General features: G+C 67.8%; 18 protein-coding genes. 5 read left to right on the top strand and 13 right to left on the bottom strand.

Annotated features, from left to right (window positions below):
• Positions 1-8: 8 nt before the first annotated feature.
• From IM738_RS13100 to IM738_RS13115, 4 genes are all read right to left on the bottom strand, one after another.
• Positions 9-839 (bottom strand): ABC transporter ATP-binding protein, encoded by an 831-nt coding sequence (locus IM738_RS13100; RefSeq protein ID WP_236961191.1) that lies wholly within the window; start codon positions 837-839, stop codon positions 9-11.
• Between the two features lie 20 nt (positions 840-859).
• The gene (locus IM738_RS13105) at positions 860-1,651 is read right to left on the bottom strand and encodes an ABC transporter permease (RefSeq protein WP_236961192.1); all 792 of its coding nucleotides are present in this window, start codon (positions 1,649-1,651) and stop codon (positions 860-862) included.
• A gap of 14 nt (positions 1,652-1,665) precedes the next feature.
• Positions 1,666-2,502: an ABC transporter permease gene (locus tag IM738_RS13110; RefSeq protein ID WP_236961194.1), complete on the bottom strand. Its 837-nt coding sequence runs from the start codon at positions 2,500-2,502 to the stop codon at positions 1,666-1,668.
• Between the two features lie 174 nt (positions 2,503-2,676).
• Positions 2,677-3,753, bottom strand: coding sequence for an ABC transporter substrate-binding protein (locus tag IM738_RS13115; protein WP_236961195.1), 1,077 nt, complete (start codon positions 3,751-3,753; stop codon positions 2,677-2,679).
• A 279-nt stretch (positions 3,754-4,032) separates the two neighbouring features.
• Between IM738_RS13115 and IM738_RS13120 the strand changes: the two genes are divergently transcribed.
• Complete coding sequence (locus IM738_RS13120; protein WP_236961197.1) at positions 4,033-4,902, top strand: TauD/TfdA dioxygenase family protein; 870 nt, start codon at positions 4,033-4,035, stop codon at positions 4,900-4,902.
• A gap of 25 nt (positions 4,903-4,927) precedes the next feature.
• Entirely contained in the window at positions 4,928-6,298 is a 1,371-nt protein-coding gene (locus IM738_RS13125) for an LLM class flavin-dependent oxidoreductase (RefSeq protein WP_236961198.1), read from the top strand.
• A 59-nt stretch (positions 6,299-6,357) separates the two neighbouring features.
• Here the strand turns inward: IM738_RS13125 and IM738_RS13130 are convergent, their stop codons facing one another.
• The 5 genes from IM738_RS13130 to IM738_RS13150 form a co-directional block, all read right to left on the bottom strand.
• Complete coding sequence (locus tag IM738_RS13130; protein ID WP_236961199.1) at positions 6,358-7,284, bottom strand: CysB family HTH-type transcriptional regulator; 927 nt, start codon at positions 7,282-7,284, stop codon at positions 6,358-6,360.
• Between the two features lie 146 nt (positions 7,285-7,430).
• Complete coding sequence (locus IM738_RS13135) at positions 7,431-7,646, bottom strand: TOBE domain-containing protein (protein WP_077331003.1); 216 nt, start codon at positions 7,644-7,646, stop codon at positions 7,431-7,433.
• Positions 7,647-7,685: 39 nt separating this feature from the next.
• Positions 7,686-7,847 (bottom strand): hypothetical protein, encoded by a 162-nt coding sequence (locus IM738_RS13140; protein WP_236961201.1) that lies wholly within the window; start codon positions 7,845-7,847, stop codon positions 7,686-7,688.
• A gap of 6 nt (positions 7,848-7,853) precedes the next feature.
• Positions 7,854-8,450, bottom strand: coding sequence for an NADPH-dependent FMN reductase (ssuE, locus tag IM738_RS13145; RefSeq protein WP_236961202.1), 597 nt, complete (start codon positions 8,448-8,450; stop codon positions 7,854-7,856).
• Positions 8,451-8,495: 45 nt separating this feature from the next.
• The gene (locus IM738_RS13150) at positions 8,496-9,515 is read right to left on the bottom strand and encodes a sulfate ABC transporter substrate-binding protein (protein WP_236961204.1); all 1,020 of its coding nucleotides are present in this window, start codon (positions 9,513-9,515) and stop codon (positions 8,496-8,498) included.
• Between the two features lie 171 nt (positions 9,516-9,686).
• Between IM738_RS13150 and IM738_RS13155 the strand changes: the two genes are divergently transcribed.
• The 3 genes from IM738_RS13155 to IM738_RS13165 all read left to right on the top strand — a co-directional run bounded on the left by IM738_RS13155 (position 9,687) and on the right by IM738_RS13165 (position 12,932).
• Positions 9,687-11,132: an MBL fold metallo-hydrolase gene (locus IM738_RS13155; protein WP_236961205.1), complete on the top strand. Its 1,446-nt coding sequence runs from the start codon at positions 9,687-9,689 to the stop codon at positions 11,130-11,132.
• A gap of 31 nt (positions 11,133-11,163) precedes the next feature.
• Positions 11,164-12,357 (top strand): lytic murein transglycosylase, encoded by a 1,194-nt coding sequence (locus tag IM738_RS13160; protein WP_236961206.1) that lies wholly within the window; start codon positions 11,164-11,166, stop codon positions 12,355-12,357.
• Positions 12,358-12,443: 86 nt separating this feature from the next.
• Complete coding sequence (locus IM738_RS13165) at positions 12,444-12,932, top strand: DUF4124 domain-containing protein (protein ID WP_236961208.1); 489 nt, start codon at positions 12,444-12,446, stop codon at positions 12,930-12,932.
• A gap of 48 nt (positions 12,933-12,980) precedes the next feature.
• On the opposite strand, the gene IM738_RS13170 is transcribed toward IM738_RS13165, so the two are convergent.
• The 4 genes from IM738_RS13170 to IM738_RS13185 form a co-directional block, all read right to left on the bottom strand.
• Complete coding sequence (locus IM738_RS13170; RefSeq protein WP_236961210.1) at positions 12,981-13,433, bottom strand: hypothetical protein; 453 nt, start codon at positions 13,431-13,433, stop codon at positions 12,981-12,983.
• A 7-nt stretch (positions 13,434-13,440) separates the two neighbouring features.
• Positions 13,441-13,788 (bottom strand): heavy metal-binding domain-containing protein, encoded by a 348-nt coding sequence (locus IM738_RS13175; RefSeq protein WP_236961211.1) that lies wholly within the window; start codon positions 13,786-13,788, stop codon positions 13,441-13,443.
• A gap of 121 nt (positions 13,789-13,909) precedes the next feature.
• Positions 13,910-14,554, bottom strand: a complete 645-nt coding sequence (locus IM738_RS13180) for an ABC transporter ATP-binding protein (protein ID WP_236961212.1) — start codon at positions 14,552-14,554, stop codon at positions 13,910-13,912.
• Complete coding sequence (locus tag IM738_RS13185; protein ID WP_236961213.1) at positions 14,547-16,193, bottom strand: ABC transporter permease; 1,647 nt, start codon at positions 16,191-16,193, stop codon at positions 14,547-14,549. Before IM738_RS13185 ends, IM738_RS13180 begins: the two co-directional genes overlap by 8 nt.
• Between the last annotated feature and the right edge of the window lie 73 nt (positions 16,194-16,266).

Here is a 16,266-nt window from a genome sequence, read left to right on the forward strand (position 1 = left end):
GCCGCGCGTCAGACAGCGAACCGCCACGCCGTGGCGACCACCGGCTCGTCGCGCCTGAGCGGCGGCTCGGCCAGCTCGGCGGCGCTGTGTTCACCGAACTCGCGCAGCACGGTCTCCTTGACTGTCGTGAAGGCGTAAGACGTGCGGTCGCGCGGGTGGGCCAGCGGGACCGGGATGGTGCGGCGGATGCGCCCCGGGCGCGGCTCCATCACCACCACCTTGTCGCCCAGGTAGATCGCCTCTTCCACGTCGTGGGTGACGAGGATCATGGTGATGCCCTCCTTCTCCCAGATGCGGTGCAGCTCCTGCTGCAGGTGGGCGCGGGTCATGGCGTCGAGCGCGCCGAAGGGTTCGTCGAGCAGCAGGATGTCGGGCCGGTTCACCAGCGCGCGGGCGATCGCCACGCGTTGCGACATGCCGCCCGAGAGCTGGTGCGGGTAGGCGGTCTCGAAGCCCTGGAGACCCACCAGTTCGATGTGCTCGCGGATGGTCTGGCGCTGCTGGCCTTCGGTGAGGCCCGAGTTGAGCAGGCCCAGGCCGATGTTCTTCTCGACGTTGAGCCAGGGGAACAGGCGGTGCTCCTGGAACACGATGCCGCGGTTGAGGTTCGTGCCCTTGATGCGCGTGCCGTCGAGCAGGATCTCGCCCTGGTAGCCCTCTTCCAGGCCGATGATCAGGCGCAGCAGCGTCGACTTGCCGCAGCCGCTGGACCCGACGATGCTGACGAACTCACCGGGTTCGATGGTGAGCGAAATGTCCTGCAGCACGGGCAGGGCTTCGCCCTTGACTTCGTACTGCTTGTTCAGGCCCTGGATGGACAGGGTGCCGGCGTGTGCCATGTGGTGTTCTCCAAAGTGTTTCAGTACCGCGCCACCGTGCGCTCGCGCCAGGCCAGCAGCCGTTTTTCCGCGGCGCCGAGCACCGCGCTCAGGGCAAAGCCCACGAGGCCGATCACGACCACGCCGAACAGGACCAGGTCCATCTCGACGTGCTCGCGGCCGTCGATCAGCGTGTTGCCGATGCCCTTGCCCGAGGCGAGCAGGTACTCGGCGCCCAGCGTGGCGAGCCAGGTGTAGATCAGCGAGAGCTGGATGCCGGTGAACACCGAGGGCGCGGCCGATGGCGCGATCACGCGGGTCAGCAACTGCCAGGGGCTGAAGTCGTACACCCGCGCCACTTCGATGTGCTCGCGCGGCACGCTGCGGATGCCCTCGAAGGTGTTGAGCACCACCGGGAAGAAGGCGGCCATGGCCACGAAGGCGATCTTGGCGCCGTCGCCCAGGCCGAACCACATCGACAGCATCGGAATCCAGGCGAACAGCGAGATCTGCTTGAGCGTGTGGAAGGACGGGCCAACCAGCCGATCGAACCAGCGCGATCCGCCCAGCAGCACACCGAACACCAGGCCGATGGCCGATCCGATGGCGAAACCCCAGGCCATGCGCCACAGGCTGGCCGACAAGGCGACCGCGAGTTCGCCGCTGTCGAGCTGCTGCACCGCGCGGTCCCACACCGCGCCCGGCGAGACCAGCAGCGGCGAGGTGGACCATCCCGAGGCCACGGCCCACCACCAGACCAGCAGGATCAGCGCGGGCAGCACCCAGCCGCGCAACGCAGGCGGCACTCTGACAGACGTTTTTTTGATGGACATGAACCGTGTTCCTTTCACAACCCGGGCTTGCGCCAGCGCAGCAGCCAGGCCTCGGTCAGCGAGAGCAGCTTGTCGATGGCGAAGCCCACGATGCCCACCGCCAGCACGGCGGCCAGCACCACGTCGAGCTGAAACAGCTGACGGCCGTAGACGATGAGAAAACCGATGCCTTCGGACGAGGCGAGCAGCTCCACCACCACCAGCGCCAGCCAGGCGTGGGTGAGGCCGTAGCGCACACCGTTCCAGATCGGTGCGGTGGCGGCGGGGAACACCACGCGGGTCAGCATCTGCCAGCGCGTGAAGCCATACACCCGCGCCACCTCGATGAAGCGGTTGGGCACGCCCTGGATGCCCTGGCAGGTGTTGATGGTCACGGGCACCAGCGTGGCCTTGGCGATCAGCAGGAACTTGAGCCCCTCGTCGATGCCCACGAGCAGCATCAGCAGCGGCAGCCAGCCGATCACCGGTACCTGGCTGAAGGCCTTGAACAGCGGGAACACGTAGGCGCGCACGCTGGGCGACAGGCCCATGGCCGAGCCGAGCGCGAGGCCCGCGGCCAGGCCAAGGCCGAAGCCGTTGAACACGCGCACCAGGCTGATCTGCAGATTGCTCCACAGCTCGCCGCTGGCGGCCATGTCGGCGAAGGTCTGGAACACCGCCGCCGGCGGTGGCAGCACCTGCTCGGGCACCCAGCCCCACACCGACGAGAGGTGCCACAGCAGCAGCACCGCCAGCGGGAAGGGCCAGGCCCAGAGCCATTGCAGCGGTGGGTGCCAGCGCGCCCCCCGCGCGCGCAGTGCAGGCGCAGAAGACCGCGGCAGCGACACGGTCGCGCCAGAAAATGAAGACATGGTTGATCGCTCCTATCGTGTGCGGCGTCCGCTGTTCACCTCGCCGATGCGCGTGACTGGGGCCAGGGCACCCGTGGAACGGGCTTGGCCCGGCCACAGGGTGCGTCCCCCTCGAAGCGCCGAAGGCACGCAACAGAGGGGGAAGCCGCGCAGCGGCGCAGGGGGTGCATCTCCTCAATTCGACAACTGTCCGTCCGCACCATAGGCAGGCCAGTAGCCTTCGAGCTTCAGTTCCTTGAGCGCCACGTTCAGGTAGCGGCGGTCGAACCAGCTGTGAATCTCGGGCACCGAGCGGGTGAGCTTGAGGGCGTGGGCGTCTTTGGCGGCCTCCTGGTAGCGCGACACCAGGAAGGTGTCGAGCAGCGGCGAGAGGCGCACGCGCAGCGGCTGGCCGATGAAGTCTTCGCGCCAGACCTTTTCCGTGTACTCGGTCTTGCCCCAGCGTTCGAACAGGTCCGCCCGGCTGGCTTCGTTCGAGTAGCGGTGTGCCACCTTCACCAGTGTGGTCACGATGCGCTGCACGGCCTGCGGGTGCTTCGCCGCGAAGTCGTCGGTGACCAGCAGGTGCGTCTGGCGGGTGTACTTGTAGTTGTCGGCCGCGGCCGACCAGACGATCTTGACCAGCCCCTTGTCGCGCAGGTCGAAAGCGCCCACGTAGTCGAAGGCGGCGTCCACGTCCTTGTTGATCAGCGCGGTGCGGGCGCTGGCGAGGTCGAGGTTGATGAGCTTGAGGTCGCTCTCCTTGAGGCCGCGCGCGGCCAGTGCCGCCACCGCCGCCAGGTGCAAGTTCGTGCCCTTGTACAAGGCCACGCGCTTGCCCTTGAGGTCGTCGAGCTTCTGGATGCCCGAGTCCGGCTGCACCGCGAGGTACAGGCCGGTGCGCACCCCGCTGCCCGCGATGATTTTGGTCTTCACGCCGTTGGCGCGCGCCACGATGGCGGGCAGATCGCCCTGCCAGGCGAAGTCGATCTGGCGGTTGACCAGTGCCTCGTTGACGGCCGGGCCGGCGCCCTTGAAGAAGGTCCACCGGATCTCGACACCGTCCTTGCGGAAAGCCTCTTCAAAAGCGCCGTCGGTGTAGGCCAGCGCGGTGGTGGTGCCGCCGTGGCGCACCGGGTTGCTGCCGACACCGCCAGTGGCGACACCGATGCGGATGGTCTTCAGGGGTTCGGCGGTCTGCGCCTGCACAGTGCCTGCGGCGGACAGGGTGAAGGCCAGCGCGAGCAGGCCCAGACGTTGACGTGGATTCATGGTTCCTCCGGTTGAATCGGTTGTGGTTGACCGGACGGAATCTACGGACGAAGCCTTGCTCGCGGAACGAATGAAACCGGATAAACAAGTGCGCCGATGTTTGCTTCATGAGCTCATCACCACACGGTATGAAGACCTGCTTGCTCATGTGTTTTTGCCGAGCATGGATATGCGAAATGCTTCGTTCGCAGCGCGGTCCCCGGTGCCTAGAGTGACCAAAGGACGGCGCACTTCGGGCCGCACCTGATCACCTCAAACCACCCCCTCAGGAGTTCTCTCATGTCCCAACTCAACGACCTGCCCAGCACCTACGCCCGCTTCAAGGTCGAGCCCTACACCCCGAACATCGGCGCCGTGATCCACGGCCTGGACCTGCGCCAGCCACTGGACAGCGCCACGCAGGACGAGCTGCGCCATGCGCTCGCCCGACACGAGGTGATCTTCTTCCGCGACCAGACACTCACGCCCGAACAACATGTGCGTTTCTCCCGCACGTTTGGCAACGTGGCCGAGGTCAAGGCCTTCTTCCCGCGCCTGGAGAGCCACCCCGAGATCGAGATCGTCGAGAGCACGGCCGAACGCCGCTACGCCGCCAACAACTGGCACGCCGACATCACCTGGCGCGAGCAGCCGCCGCTGGGCACCAGCCTGTACGCGCAGGTGATCCCCGCCACCGGCGGCGACACCATCTGGGCCAGCCTGACGCAGGCGTTCGACAGCCTGCCGCCCGCCTTCCAGGCCTACCTGGAAACACTGACCGCGGTGCACACCTGGGAGATCAGCGGCTGGACCGAGTACCTGCTGCGCAAGGACGCCAGCGGCGAAGAGCTCAAGGCCGCGCGCGCCAAGTACCCGCCAGTGGAACACCCGGTGGTGCGCGTGCACCCCGTCACCGGCAAGAAGATCCTCTACGTCAATTCCACCTTCACCAGCCACATCAAGGGCCTGACGCGCTCGGCCAGCGACGCCCTGCTGACCCAGCTGTTCGAGCTGGCGCGCGTGCCCGAATTCCAGGCCCGCCTGCGCTGGCAAGCCGGCACCCTGGCCGTCTGGGACAACCGCTCGACCCAGCACTACGCGGTGGGCGACTACTTCCCACAGCACCGCAAGCTGCACCGCATCACGGTCACGGCCGACAAGACGTTCTGAACCACACAACAAGGAAGCATCCAACATGACACAAGGGCAACTGCAACCCCAACGAAAGCTCCGCCTCGGCGCTTTCATCATGGCCACCGGCCACCACATCGCCGCCTGGCGTCACCCCGGCGCCCAGGCCGACGCGGGCGTGAACATTCACCACTACATCGCGCTCGCGCAGACAGCGGAACGCGGCCTGTTCGACCAGGTGTTCGTGGCCGACAGCCCCGGCATCTGGCACAAGGGCGACAAAGAATCGTTCAGCCGCCAGGGCCGGCTCTCGCACTTCGAGCCGGTCACGCTGTGGGCCGCGCTCGCGGCGGTGACGAAACACATCGGCTTCGTCGCCACCGCGTCCACCACCTACGAAGACCCCTACCTGCTGGCGCGCAAGTTCGCCTCGCTGGACCACATCAGCGAAGGCCGCGCGGCCTGGAACGTGGTGACCACCAGCGCCGAAAACGTGCACGGCAACTTCGGCCTGGACGCGCACCCGGACCCGGCCCTGCGCTACGAGCGCGCGCACGAGTTCGTGGACGTGGTCAAGGGCCTGTGGGACAGCTTCGAGGACGACGCCTTCCTCCGCGACAAGGCCTCGGGCGTGTACTTCGACCCCGACAAGCTGCACGCGCTCAACCACATCGGCAAGCACCTCAAGGTCAAAGGCCCCCTGAACATCGAGCGCCCGCCCCAGGGCCACCCGGTGATCGTGCAGGCCGGCTCCTCAGAAGACGGCAAGGAACTGGCCGCCGCCACCGCCGAAGCTATCTTCACGGCCTGGACCAGCCTGGCCGAGGCGCAGGCCTTCTACAGCGACGTGAAGGGCCGCATGGCCAAGTACGGCCGCCGCCCCGAGCAGCTGCTGGTGCTGCCCGGCATCTCGCCCGTGATCGGCCGCACCGAAGAAGAGGCGCAGGCCAAGTGGGCCGAGCTGCAGGCGCTGATCCACCCCTCGGTGGGCCTGGCCACGTTGGAGACGTTCTGGCCGGGCGAGGACCTCAGCAAGTGGGACCTGGACGCGCGCCCGCCCTACATCCCCGAGCCGCCCAAGGGCATCAACAGCCGGGCGCACGTGGTGCTCGAACTCGCACGGCGCGAGAAGTACACGGTGCGCCAGCTCTACGAGTACCTGGCCGGCGCGCGCGGGCACTGGGTGGTGGTGGGCACACCGGTGCAGATCGCCGACCGCATGCAGGAGTGGTTCGAGAACGGCGCGGCCGACGGCTTCAACGTGATGCCGCCGGTGCTGCCCGCGTCGCTGGACGACTTCGTGGAACTGGTGGTGCCCGAGCTGCAGAAGCGCGGCCTGTTCCGCACCGCCTACGAAGGCACGACGCTGCGCGAGAACCTGGGCCTGGAGCGGCCGGTGAGCCGCTACGCCGAGCCGGAGGCCAGAGCCGCGTGACAGACATGTGATGTGGGGTTGATGCGGGGCCCTGGTTCTGAACCAGTGCCCCGCTTTTTTCAAGCCGCTTCTTGTACTTGCATCACCGCCTCGCGCGTGAGCGTGGGCACGAAGCTCTCGATGAAGCCGTAGGCGAAACCGGGTAGCCAGTGGTTGCGGCGCAGGCCCAGGCGCGTGAGGTTGATCTGGAACAGGTGGCCGGCGTCGATGGCACGCAGGTGCCCGTCGCGCTCTTCGTCCATGGCGATCGAGGCCACGATGCCCACGCCCATTTCCAGCTCGACGTAGGTCTTGATCACGTCCGCGTCCATGGCGGTGAGCACCACGTCGGGCTGCAACCCGGCCTGCGCGAACGCGTCGTCGATGTGCGAACGGCCGGTGTAGCCGATCTCGTAGGTGATGATCGGAAAGGCCACCAGGTCCTGCAGCGTCACCGGCTGCGGCAGCGACAGCAGCGGGTGTCCGGGTGGCACCACGATGCTGTGGCTCCAGCGGTAACACGGCAGCGTGACCAGCTGTTCGTAGCCGGCCAGCGCCTCGGTGGCCACGCCGATGTCGGCGTCGCCACCGAGCAGCATCTCGGCCACCTGCTTGGGTGAACCCTGGTGCAGGTGCAAGGTGACGCGCGGGTAGCGCTGGCGGAAGTCGCGCACCACGTGGGGCAGCGCGTAACGCGCCTGCGAGTGGGTCGCCGCGATGCACAGGCGGCCTTCTTCGCGGCCCTGCAGCTCCTGCCCGGCGCGGCGCAGGCTCTCGGCATCGAGCAGCACGCGCTGGATGATGGGCATCAGCGCCTGCCCGGCCGAGGTGAGCCCCAGCAGGCGCTTGCCGGAGCGCACGAACAGCTCCACCCCCAGCTCTTCTTCCAGCTCGCGCACCTGGCGGCTCACGCCGGGTTGCGAGGTGTGCAGCACCGCCGCCACTTCGGTGAGGTTGAAATGGCAGCGCTCGGTCTCCCGGACCGAGCGCAGTTGTTGGAAGTTCATGGTGGTTCTTGTGGCGATAAAAAAAGGCGACACCGGGGCCCGGTGTCGCCGCAGCAGCAGCCCAGCCAAGGGGCACCGCCGGGCCGGCTTTGCCGGACGGCCAGTGCCGCCCCCTTGGGGGTCGCACGCAGCGCGGCGGGGGTGTTCTAAAGCTTCGCGATGGACACCTCGGTGGACTTCACCAGGGCCACCACATCGGAGCCCACCTTGAGTTCGAGCGCGTCCACCGAGCGGGTGGTGATGACCGAGGTCACGATGCCCCAGGGGGTCTCGACATCGATCTCGGAGACGACGTCGCCGCGGATGATTTCGCGCACCTTGCCCTTGAACTGGTTGCGCACGTTGATGGCTTGAATGGACATGAAAAACTCCTGAAAAGAATGAGGAAAAAATGAGATGAATCAGCCCGGCCCGCAGAGCGCGTAGAGGCCCAGCGCCACCAGCCCGGCCGCGACCGCCAGGTTCACCACCCGCTCAAAGGGGGTGATGCCGTCCGACGGCAAGCGCATCTCGGACATTCCCGGGTATTCGGGCGGCAGGGGGTTGCGGTCGGGCGGGGGCATGGTGGGTCACACGCTGTACTGCGCCTGTGCGAACGGCACCGGCGCGAACACCGGCGTCACCGGCCAGCGCAGACCCTCGTGCAGCAGGATCGACACCGCGTCGTCCAGCCGGGTCTGGATCTCCTCGCCCGGCTGGTACTCGCCATTGGCGTCCTTGGGGATCTGGCTGTCCGACGCGTACACGCCCGGCAGGATGTGCCGGGCGCCGAGCGACTGCAGCACCGGGCGCAGCGCGTAGTCCAGCGCCAGCATGTGGTGGGGGCTGCCGCCGGTGGCGATGGGCAGCACCACCTTGCCTTTGAGCGCGGTCTGCGGCAGCAGGTCCAGGAAGACCTTGAGCACGCCGCTGTAGGCCGCCTTGTAGACCGGCGTGGCCACCACCAGCGCGCGGGCGTGGGCCACCTGTTCGATGGCGCGCACCACGCTCGGGTTGCCCCAGTCGGCCAGCAACAGCGCCTGCGGCGAGAGGTCGCGGATCTGCAGCCGTTCGACCCGCAGGCGGCGGTCGTCCACCTGCTCATGCAGGCGGCGGGCCACCCCGCTCAGCAAGTTGGACGAGCGCGAGTGCTCGGAAGGACTGCCGGCGATCAGCAGGACGGACATGGCAAAGGCTCCCTGGACAGTGTGTGACAGCGGGTGTGGAACCGCTTATTTCTTGGTGTAGATCTGGTCGAAGCTGCCGCCGTCGGCGAAGTGCAGCTTGGCCGCCTGCTCCCAGCCGCCGAAGGCCTCTTCGATCTTGAACAGGTTGAGCTTGGGCAACTGCTTGGCGTACTTGGCCTGGGCCTTGGCCGAGATCGGGCGGTAGAAGTTCTTGCCGATGATGTCCTGCGCCTCTTCGGTGTACAGGTACTCCAGGTAGGCCTGCGCCACGGCGCGAGTGCCCTTCTTGTCGACGTTCTTGTCCACCACGGTCACGGCCGGCTCGGCCAGGATGGAGAGCGAGGGGTAGACAAAGTCCACCTTGTTGCCGAACTCCTTCTCCAGCAGGTAGGCCTCGTTTTCCCAGGAGATGAACACGTCGCCCTGGGCGCGCTGGGCGAAGGTGATGGACGAGCCGCGCGCGCCCGAGTCGAGCACGGGCACGTTGTCATAAAGCTTGCCCACGAATTCCTTGGCTTTCGCTTCGCTGCCGTACTTGCGCTTGGCGAACTCCCAGGCGGCCAGGTAGTTCCAGCGGGCGCCGCCCGAGGTCTTGGGGTTGGGGGTGATGACCTTCACGTCCGGGCGGATCAGGTCGTCCCAGTCCTTGATGTTCTTGGGGTTGCCTGCGCGGGTGACCAGCACGATGGTGGAGGTGTATGGGGAACTGTTGTGCGGCAGGCGCTTTTGCCAGTCCTTGGGAATCCAGCCGCCGTTGTTGTGCAGCGCGTCGGTGTCACCGGCCAGGGCCAGCGTGGCCACATCGGCGTCCAGACCGTCGATGATGGAGCGGGCTTGTTTGCCCGAGCCGCCATGGCTCTGCTTGATGGTCACGTCCTGGCCGGTCTTGGCCTTCCAGTGTCTGGCGAAGGCCGCGTTGTATTCCACGTACAGCTCGCGCGTCGGATCGTAAGACACGTTGAGCAGGGTGACGGGGGCAGGCTGGGCCCAGGCCGGCAGGCCGGTCGCGGCGACGGCGCCGGCGCCGGCGAACAGGGTGGTGATGAGGGTGCGGCGGGATGTCATGGGTTTTCTCCGGGGATGAATGAACAACGGAGCGGATCATGGAAGCCGGGCAACCAAACCGGAACGAATACGTTTTCAGTTGTTAATGAGGAAATCAACTAAGCAGAAAACCGTTGCCGTTCAAGGCCTGCGCAGCGGTTGCACGGAACCCCCACGGGTAAGATGAACCGCATGAACGTACACATCCGATTTCTGGGCGCTGCCGGCACCGTGACCGGCTCCAAATACCTGGTCGAATTCAATGACCAGAGCCTGCTGGTGGACTGCGGTCTGTTCCAGGGCTACAAGCAGCTGCGGCTGCGCAACCGCGACCCGTTGCCGGTGATGCCCAACCACATCGGCGCCGTGCTGCTGACGCACGCCCACCTCGACCACAGCGGGTATTTGCCGCTGCTGGCCAAGGAGGGGTTTCACGGCAAGGTCTGGACCACGCCCGCCACGCGCGACCTCGCCCATATCCTGCTGCCCGACAGCGGCCACATCCAGGAAGAAGACGCCAATTTCGCCAACCGCAAGGGCTTCAGCAAACACGCGCCCGCCCTGCCGCTCTACACCGAGGCCGATGCGCTGAACTGCCTCAAGCTGATCCGCACCGTGCCCATGCACCAGGCCTTTGAGCCGCTGCACGGCTGGACGGCGCGCTTCACCAGCGCCGGTCACATCCTCGGTGCGGCCAGCCTGCTGCTGGAGGTGGGCGGCCAGCGCATCCTGTTCTCGGGCGACCTGGGCCGGCCCGACGACTCGCTGATGAACCCGCCCGACCAGCCGCCCGCGGCGGACGTGGTGGTGGTCGAGTCCACCTATGGCGACCGGGAGCACCCGGACGAGGACGTGCTGGCCGAGCTGGGCCCCTCGTTGCAGCGCGTGGCCGCGCGCGGCGGCACGGCCGTGGTGCCGGTGTTTGCCGTGGGCCGTGCGCAGGAGATCCTGCACGCCATCGCCCTGCTCAAGGCCAACGGCGTGTTGCCGCACGGCCTGCCGGTGTACCTGGACAGCCCGATGGCCATCCACACCACCGACCTGTACGACCGCCACCTGGGCGAACACCGGCTCAACGCTGCGCAGTGCCGCGACATGGAACACGTGGCCAAGATGACACGCTCGGCCGACGAGTCCAAGGCCATCGCGCAACAGCACGGCCCCAAGATCGTGCTCGCCGCCGCCGGCATGGCCACCGGCGGGCGCGTGCTGCACCACCTGATGCAGTACCTCGGCCACCACCGCAACATGGTGGTGCTCACCGGTTACCAGGCGCCCGGCACGCGCGGCGCCAGCCTGTCGGAGGGCGCAACGAAGCTGCGCATCCACGGACAGGACGTGCCCGTGCGCGCCGAGGTGGTGCAGATGAAATCGGCCTCGGCCCACGCCGACGCCAGCCAACTCATGGACTGGCTGCGCGCCATGCCCGGCGCACCACGCCGCGTGTTCGTGACGCACGGCGACATGGGTGCCTCCGACGCGCTGCGCCACCGCATCGAAACCGAGCTTCGCTGGTCCGCGCTGGTGCCCGAACATGGCAGTGTTCACGAAGTCCCCCCCGCGCCGCTGCGCGTCACCCCCCCTGGGGGGCGCGGCTTGCCGCCCGGCAAAGCCGGTTCGGCGGCCGCTCACGAATGATGCATCTCGCTCGAAGTTCTTTTGCTGAAACATGAACCCCCTCAAACCGCTTCTGTGCCTCTCTGCGCTTGCGCTGACCCTGCCCGGCTTGGCTCAAACCACACCCGACTTCACCCGCTGTCTCGACGGCCTGCAGGCCGACGCGCGCGCCGCCGGGGTCTCCGAATCGAGCTACCGCCGCTTCACCGCCGGGCTCACGCCCGACATGAGCGTGATCGACAAGCTCAACTACCAGCCCGAGTTCCGCATGCCGATCTGGGACTACCTCAGCGGCCTGGTGGACGACGAACGCGTGCAGCAAGGCCAGGCCATGCTGCAACAGCACGCCGAGGTGCTCGCGCGCGTGCAGCAGCGCCACGGCGTGGACCCGGCCACCGTGGTCGCGGTCTGGGGCGTGGAGAGCAATTTCGGCCAGACCCTGGGCAAATACCCGCTGCTGCAGGCCCTGGGCACGCTCTCGTGCCACGGGCGGCGCCAAAGCTACTTCCAGGGCGAGTTCTATTCGGCGATGCGCATCCTGCAGGGTGGCCACATCGCGCCCGAGCGCCTGTTCGGCTCCTGGGCCGGTGCGTTCGGCCACACCCAGTTCATGCCCACCACCTTCGAGCGCCTCGCGGTCGATTTCGACGGCGACGGCCGCCGCGACCTGATGGACAACACCAGCGACGCGCTGGCCTCCACCGCCAATTTCCTCGCCAAGGCCGGCTGGCAGAGCAGCCAGCCCTGGGGGTTTGAGGTGAAGCTGCCGCCCGGCTTCAACACCGACAACGAGGGCCGACGCAGCAAGCGCGCCATGAGCGAGTGGGTTGCGCGCGGCCTGCGCAAGGTCGACGGTTCGCCGCTGCCCGAAGGCCTGGGATCGGCCGGCCTCATGACGCCCTCGGGCGCGCAGGGTCCGGCCTTTCTGGTGTTCAAGAACTTCGACGCGATCTACAGCTACAACGCCGCCGAGAGCTACGGCCTGGCCATTGCCCACCTGAGCGACCGGCTGCGCGGCGCCGGCCCGTTCACGACCCCGTGGCCCACCGACGACCCGGGCCTCTCACGCGCCGAACGCCGCGAACTGCAAGGCCTGCTGATCCTGCGCGGTCACGACATCGGCGAGGTCGACGGCATGCTGGGCGACAAGAGCCGGGAGGCCATCCGGGTGGAGCAAACCCGGCTGGGGATGGAGGCGGATGGGCGGGGTGGACAGAAGGTGCTGAAGGCACTGCGTAGCCGATAGCCCCACCAGACAATCCTTGGAGAATGCACTCAGAAAAGCGACCCATACAGGGGCACAGCCCCTGAAAACAAAGGCAAGGAGGCCGCATGCGGAACTGGAAAAAAGGGTGGCGAACGTTGTTGTGGTGCGTACTCATGTGCGCCCATGTGATGTCGATCGCCCAGGTCTACACCTGGACAGACAAGGACGGGCGAAAGCACTTCGGGGATCCGGCCACCACACCGGAGGACAAACGCGACTTGCCGGTCCATGTGCACCCACCGAACGTCGCGGACAGATTCGTCCCCAACCCGGGGAACAATGCGAACGGCGCCGAGATGGGCGACGCCACCACACCGGGCGCACCGGCCGTCTCCATCGCGCCAACGGGCGGGCCCAACAAGCCCGCATTCAACGATCGCTCAGGTTGCCAGGCCGCCCGGCAGGCCTATGACGCCAGCGTGGCTTGCTACGCCGAATGCGGAAAGACATCTTGCAGGGGAGGGCTGGCTCAAGGAGGCAGGGGTTCTAGCAGCTGCGGCCGAAACAACGCCGACTGCGGCCACTGCAAGGATCTGCCCATGCCACGCTGTTGACGGTCTTGCCTGTCAGCAACCCCGACTGCACGGTGCGCAGAGCGAGCTTCAAAGCCAGCCGAACTGCGCCCGCACATCCCGCGCGGTCACGTTCACCGGCGCCGTGGGGGCCTGCGTGTACTGCCGCAGGTTGGGTGCCCGCACGCCGCCGCCGTCCTGGCCGAGCACGGCCACGCCCTTGATGTGCCAGCCCCGTTCGCGCAGCGCGGCCACGTAGGCCTGGGCGTCGGGGAAGGTCTCCAGGTCGGTCTTGTATGCCGTGGGCGAGAGGCAGAACACCACCGCCTCGCAGCGCGAGCGCGTCACCTCGTGGATGAAGTCGTCGATCGAGGTGCGGGTGATCTGCAGGGTGCCGACCCGGGCGTAGAAACGCTGTGGCCGTTTGTTGCTTTGCAGCTGGATGTCGCGCACGCTGCGGTTGAAACAGCCGGTGAGACTGCGCACCACCGAGGTCTTGCGGGTGTTGGCGTTGCCAATGAGGATGTAGGCGTCCATGGGCATGAACCGCTCAGCCCAGCTTCACCGCCGTGCCGCTGACGGCGACCATCATCATGCCGTTGGCCTCGCCCATGACCTCGTAGTCGAAGTCGATGCCGATCACACCGTTGGCACCCATGGCTTTCGCGGCCTCGATCAGGCCGTCCATCGCGGCGTCGCGCGCGCCGGCCAGCGCGCGTTCGTAGCCACCGGCCCGGCCGCCGACCACGTCGCGCACGGAAGAAAACATGTCGCGGAAGATGTTGGCGCCGATGATGGCCTCACCGTTGACCACACCGAGGTACTGGCCCAGCTCGATGCCGGGCGGCGTGGTGGTGCTGAGGAAAAAACCGTCGGTGCTTTTGGAAAACCAGCCCATGTGAACCTCCGTTGGATGCGTGTGGTGGATGCACCCGGGGGTGCGTTCGGATTCATTGTGCCAGCGCTGTCAGCACCCTCACCCCAGCCATCTCCCGCACGCAGGCGAGAGCGCAAAGCACTCACCAGAGCGCGACCAGCCGCCCCTCGCGCAGCGCCCAGGCGCGCTGGGCCATGGCGCGCGCCTCCTGCTCGTCGTGCGTCACGAGGATGGCGGTCATGCCGGCTTCGGTGATGCGTTCGCGAAACTCGGCGCGCAGCTGTTCGCGCAGCGCGGTGTCGAGCGCGCTGAAGGGTTCGTCGAGCAGCAGGGCGCGGGGCGCGGTGATGAGCGCGCGCGCCAGCGCCACGCGCTGCTGCTCGCCGCCCGAGAGCGTCCAGACCTTGCCCAATGCGTGACCGGCAAGGCCGAAGCGCGCGAGCATGATGCGGGCCCGATCACGCGCCTCACTGCGGCGCACGCCCTGTTCCACCAGACCGAAGGCCACGTTGTCCTGCACGTTGAGGTGGGGGAACAGAGCGAAGTCCTGGAACATGAGCGCGAAGCCGCGCCGCTCGGGCGGCAGCGCCGTGATGTCCACGCCGTCGAACCACACGCTCCCCGCCTCGGGCGCCTCCAGCCCGGCCACGATCTTGAGCAAGGTGCTTTTGCCGCTGCCCGACGCCCCGAGCAGGGCCACGGTTTCGCCCGCGGCCACGCTCAGGCTCACGCCCGCGAGCAGCGGCCGGTGGTCCCATTGTTTGGCGATGTCGCGCAGTTCAAGCATGGGGTTCATTGTCCATGTGTGCAGGGCCTTCGATCAGCATGAAGGCCAGCGGCGCGAGCACCATCAGCAGACAGGCGAGCACGAGCGCGGCGTCGAGGTTGGCGGCGCCGGGCCTGCCCAGGTGCTGGTAGATCAGGGTGGTGAGCGTGGTCCACTCGGGCCGCGAGAGAAACAGCGTGACGGCGAATTCGCCGAGCGCGGTCGCGGCCGCGAAGGCCATGCCCCGGCGCAGCGCGGGCGCCACCATGGGCAAGGTGACCCGCCAGAACACGCGCCAAGGATTCGCGCCCAGCGAAGCCGCCGCCTGCGCGCAGCTCGCGGGCAGACCGTCGAGCGCGGCGGTGAGCGACTTCGCGATGAAGGGGTAGGCCAGCAACGCATACGCCGCCAGCAGCAGGGCGAGGCTCGCGGTCAGGTCCGGGTAGAGCAGCAACAGGCCGAAGGCCACGGTCACAGGCGACACCACGAACGGCAAAAAAGCCGCCGCGCGCCAGGCCAGCGCCAGCCAGCCTCGCGCCTCGCTGGCGTGTCGCGCCATCGAAGCCGCGTCGAGCGCGCGCACCGCGAGCGCGTGCGTGAGGCCCAGCGCGGTGGCGAGCGCCAGCGCCATGGCGGTGAAGCGCAACGTGTTCCACAACGCGTTCAGCGTCTCGATCTCCATCAGCACGTCGGCGCCCTGCCCCGCCACCAAAGCCTGAGCGGCACGCCACACGATGGCAAGCAACGGCGCGGCGCACACCACGAACAGCACCCCCAGCGCGGCCGCCACGGCCGCCCACTGCCAAGGGCTGCCCGGGCGTTGCCGCGCAATGGGCGTCACGCGCCCCGGCGCGGCCAGCCGTTTTTCCAGCCAGGCGTAGGTCAGCGCCACCGCGCCAGTGAGCCCCAGCATCCAGACCGCGAGCACGCCCGCGCGGCCCAGCTCCAGCTCGTGTGCGACCAGGGTGTAGATCTCCACCTCGGCGGTGGCGTAGCGCTGCCCGCCGAGGATCAGCGCGAGGCCGAAGCCCGCGAAACAGTAGAGAAACACCAGACACAGTGCTGACGCCAGCCAGGGCAGGATGGCCGGCCATTCGACGCGCCAGAACGCGCGCCAGGGCGTGGCGCCCAGTGTGCGCGCGGCGGCCACGCGCGGCGCGCTCACCTGCTCCAGCGCGTCCACGCCCGCGCGCACCACGAGGCACAGGTTGAAAAACAGGTTGCCGTAGAGCAGCAGCCAGGGCGTGTCCACCAGCTCGATGCCAGCCTCGGCCAGCGGCCCGCCGAGCAGCCCGCGCGGCCCCCAGAGCGCCAGCACACCGAGCGCCGCCACCAGCGTGGGCACCACGAAGGGCAGCATCAAGAGACGCAGCACCAGCGCGCGGCCGGGAAACGCCAGCCGGGCCAGCACCCAGGCCACGGGCAGCCCCAGCAACAAGGCCAGCACGCAGGTGATGCCCGCCTGCGCGAACGACCACACGATGCGCCAGCGCAGGAAATGATCCTGCCAGACATCGAGCCAGCGCACCGGCTCGGCGCCCTCCAGCCCACCCGCCCCCAGCCCCTCGATCAACAAGCGCCACACCGGCGCCACCAGCACCAGCGCCAGAAAGCCCAGCGGCAGCGCGGGCAGCAGCCAGCGCGATCTCAAGCCATGCATGAGCGTGCAGAACCAGGGCGGAGGGCCGAAGCACGTGCCCCGACCAGGGCACCCGTGGAACCGGCTTCGCCGG

The organism is Hydrogenophaga sp. SL48 (assembly GCF_021729865.1).
Lineage (GTDB): Bacteria > Pseudomonadota > Gammaproteobacteria > Burkholderiales > Burkholderiaceae_C > Hydrogenophaga.

Excerpts from the sequence above, each read along its gene's own strand:
- ssuE (WP_236961202.1), bottom strand. The coding sequence starts at position 8,450 with ATGTCCGTCCTGCTGATCGCCGGCAGTCCTTCCGAGCACTCGCGCTCG.
- IM738_RS13100 (WP_236961191.1), bottom strand. The coding sequence starts at position 839 with ATGGCACACGCCGGCACCCTGTCCATCCAGGGCCTGAACAAGCAGTAC.
- IM738_RS13150 (WP_236961204.1), bottom strand. The coding sequence starts at position 9,515 with ATGACATCCCGCCGCACCCTCATCACCACCCTGTTCGCCGGCGCCGGC.
- IM738_RS13185 (WP_236961213.1), bottom strand. The coding sequence starts at position 16,193 with ATGCATGGCTTGAGATCGCGCTGGCTGCTGCCCGCGCTGCCGCTGGGC.
- IM738_RS13155 (WP_236961205.1), top strand. The coding sequence starts at position 9,687 with ATGAACGTACACATCCGATTTCTGGGCGCTGCCGGCACCGTGACCGGC.
- IM738_RS13160 (WP_236961206.1), top strand. The coding sequence starts at position 11,164 with ATGAACCCCCTCAAACCGCTTCTGTGCCTCTCTGCGCTTGCGCTGACC.
- IM738_RS13105 (WP_236961192.1), bottom strand. The coding sequence starts at position 1,651 with ATGTCCATCAAAAAAACGTCTGTCAGAGTGCCGCCTGCGTTGCGCGGC.
- IM738_RS13175 (WP_236961211.1), bottom strand. The coding sequence starts at position 13,788 with ATGGGCTGGTTTTCCAAAAGCACCGACGGTTTTTTCCTCAGCACCACC.
- IM738_RS13140 (WP_236961201.1), bottom strand. The coding sequence starts at position 7,847 with ATGCCCCCGCCCGACCGCAACCCCCTGCCGCCCGAATACCCGGGAATG.
- IM738_RS13120 (WP_236961197.1), top strand. The coding sequence starts at position 4,033 with ATGTCCCAACTCAACGACCTGCCCAGCACCTACGCCCGCTTCAAGGTC.
- IM738_RS13110 (WP_236961194.1), bottom strand. The coding sequence starts at position 2,502 with ATGTCTTCATTTTCTGGCGCGACCGTGTCGCTGCCGCGGTCTTCTGCG.
- IM738_RS13180 (WP_236961212.1), bottom strand. The coding sequence starts at position 14,554 with ATGCTTGAACTGCGCGACATCGCCAAACAATGGGACCACCGGCCGCTG.
- IM738_RS13115 (WP_236961195.1), bottom strand. The coding sequence starts at position 3,753 with ATGAATCCACGTCAACGTCTGGGCCTGCTCGCGCTGGCCTTCACCCTG.
- IM738_RS13135 (WP_077331003.1), bottom strand. The coding sequence starts at position 7,646 with ATGTCCATTCAAGCCATCAACGTGCGCAACCAGTTCAAGGGCAAGGTG.
- IM738_RS13130 (WP_236961199.1), bottom strand. The coding sequence starts at position 7,284 with ATGAACTTCCAACAACTGCGCTCGGTCCGGGAGACCGAGCGCTGCCAT.
- IM738_RS13170 (WP_236961210.1), bottom strand. The coding sequence starts at position 13,433 with ATGCCCATGGACGCCTACATCCTCATTGGCAACGCCAACACCCGCAAG.
- IM738_RS13165 (WP_236961208.1), top strand. The coding sequence starts at position 12,444 with ATGCGGAACTGGAAAAAAGGGTGGCGAACGTTGTTGTGGTGCGTACTC.
- IM738_RS13125 (WP_236961198.1), top strand. The coding sequence starts at position 4,928 with ATGACACAAGGGCAACTGCAACCCCAACGAAAGCTCCGCCTCGGCGCT.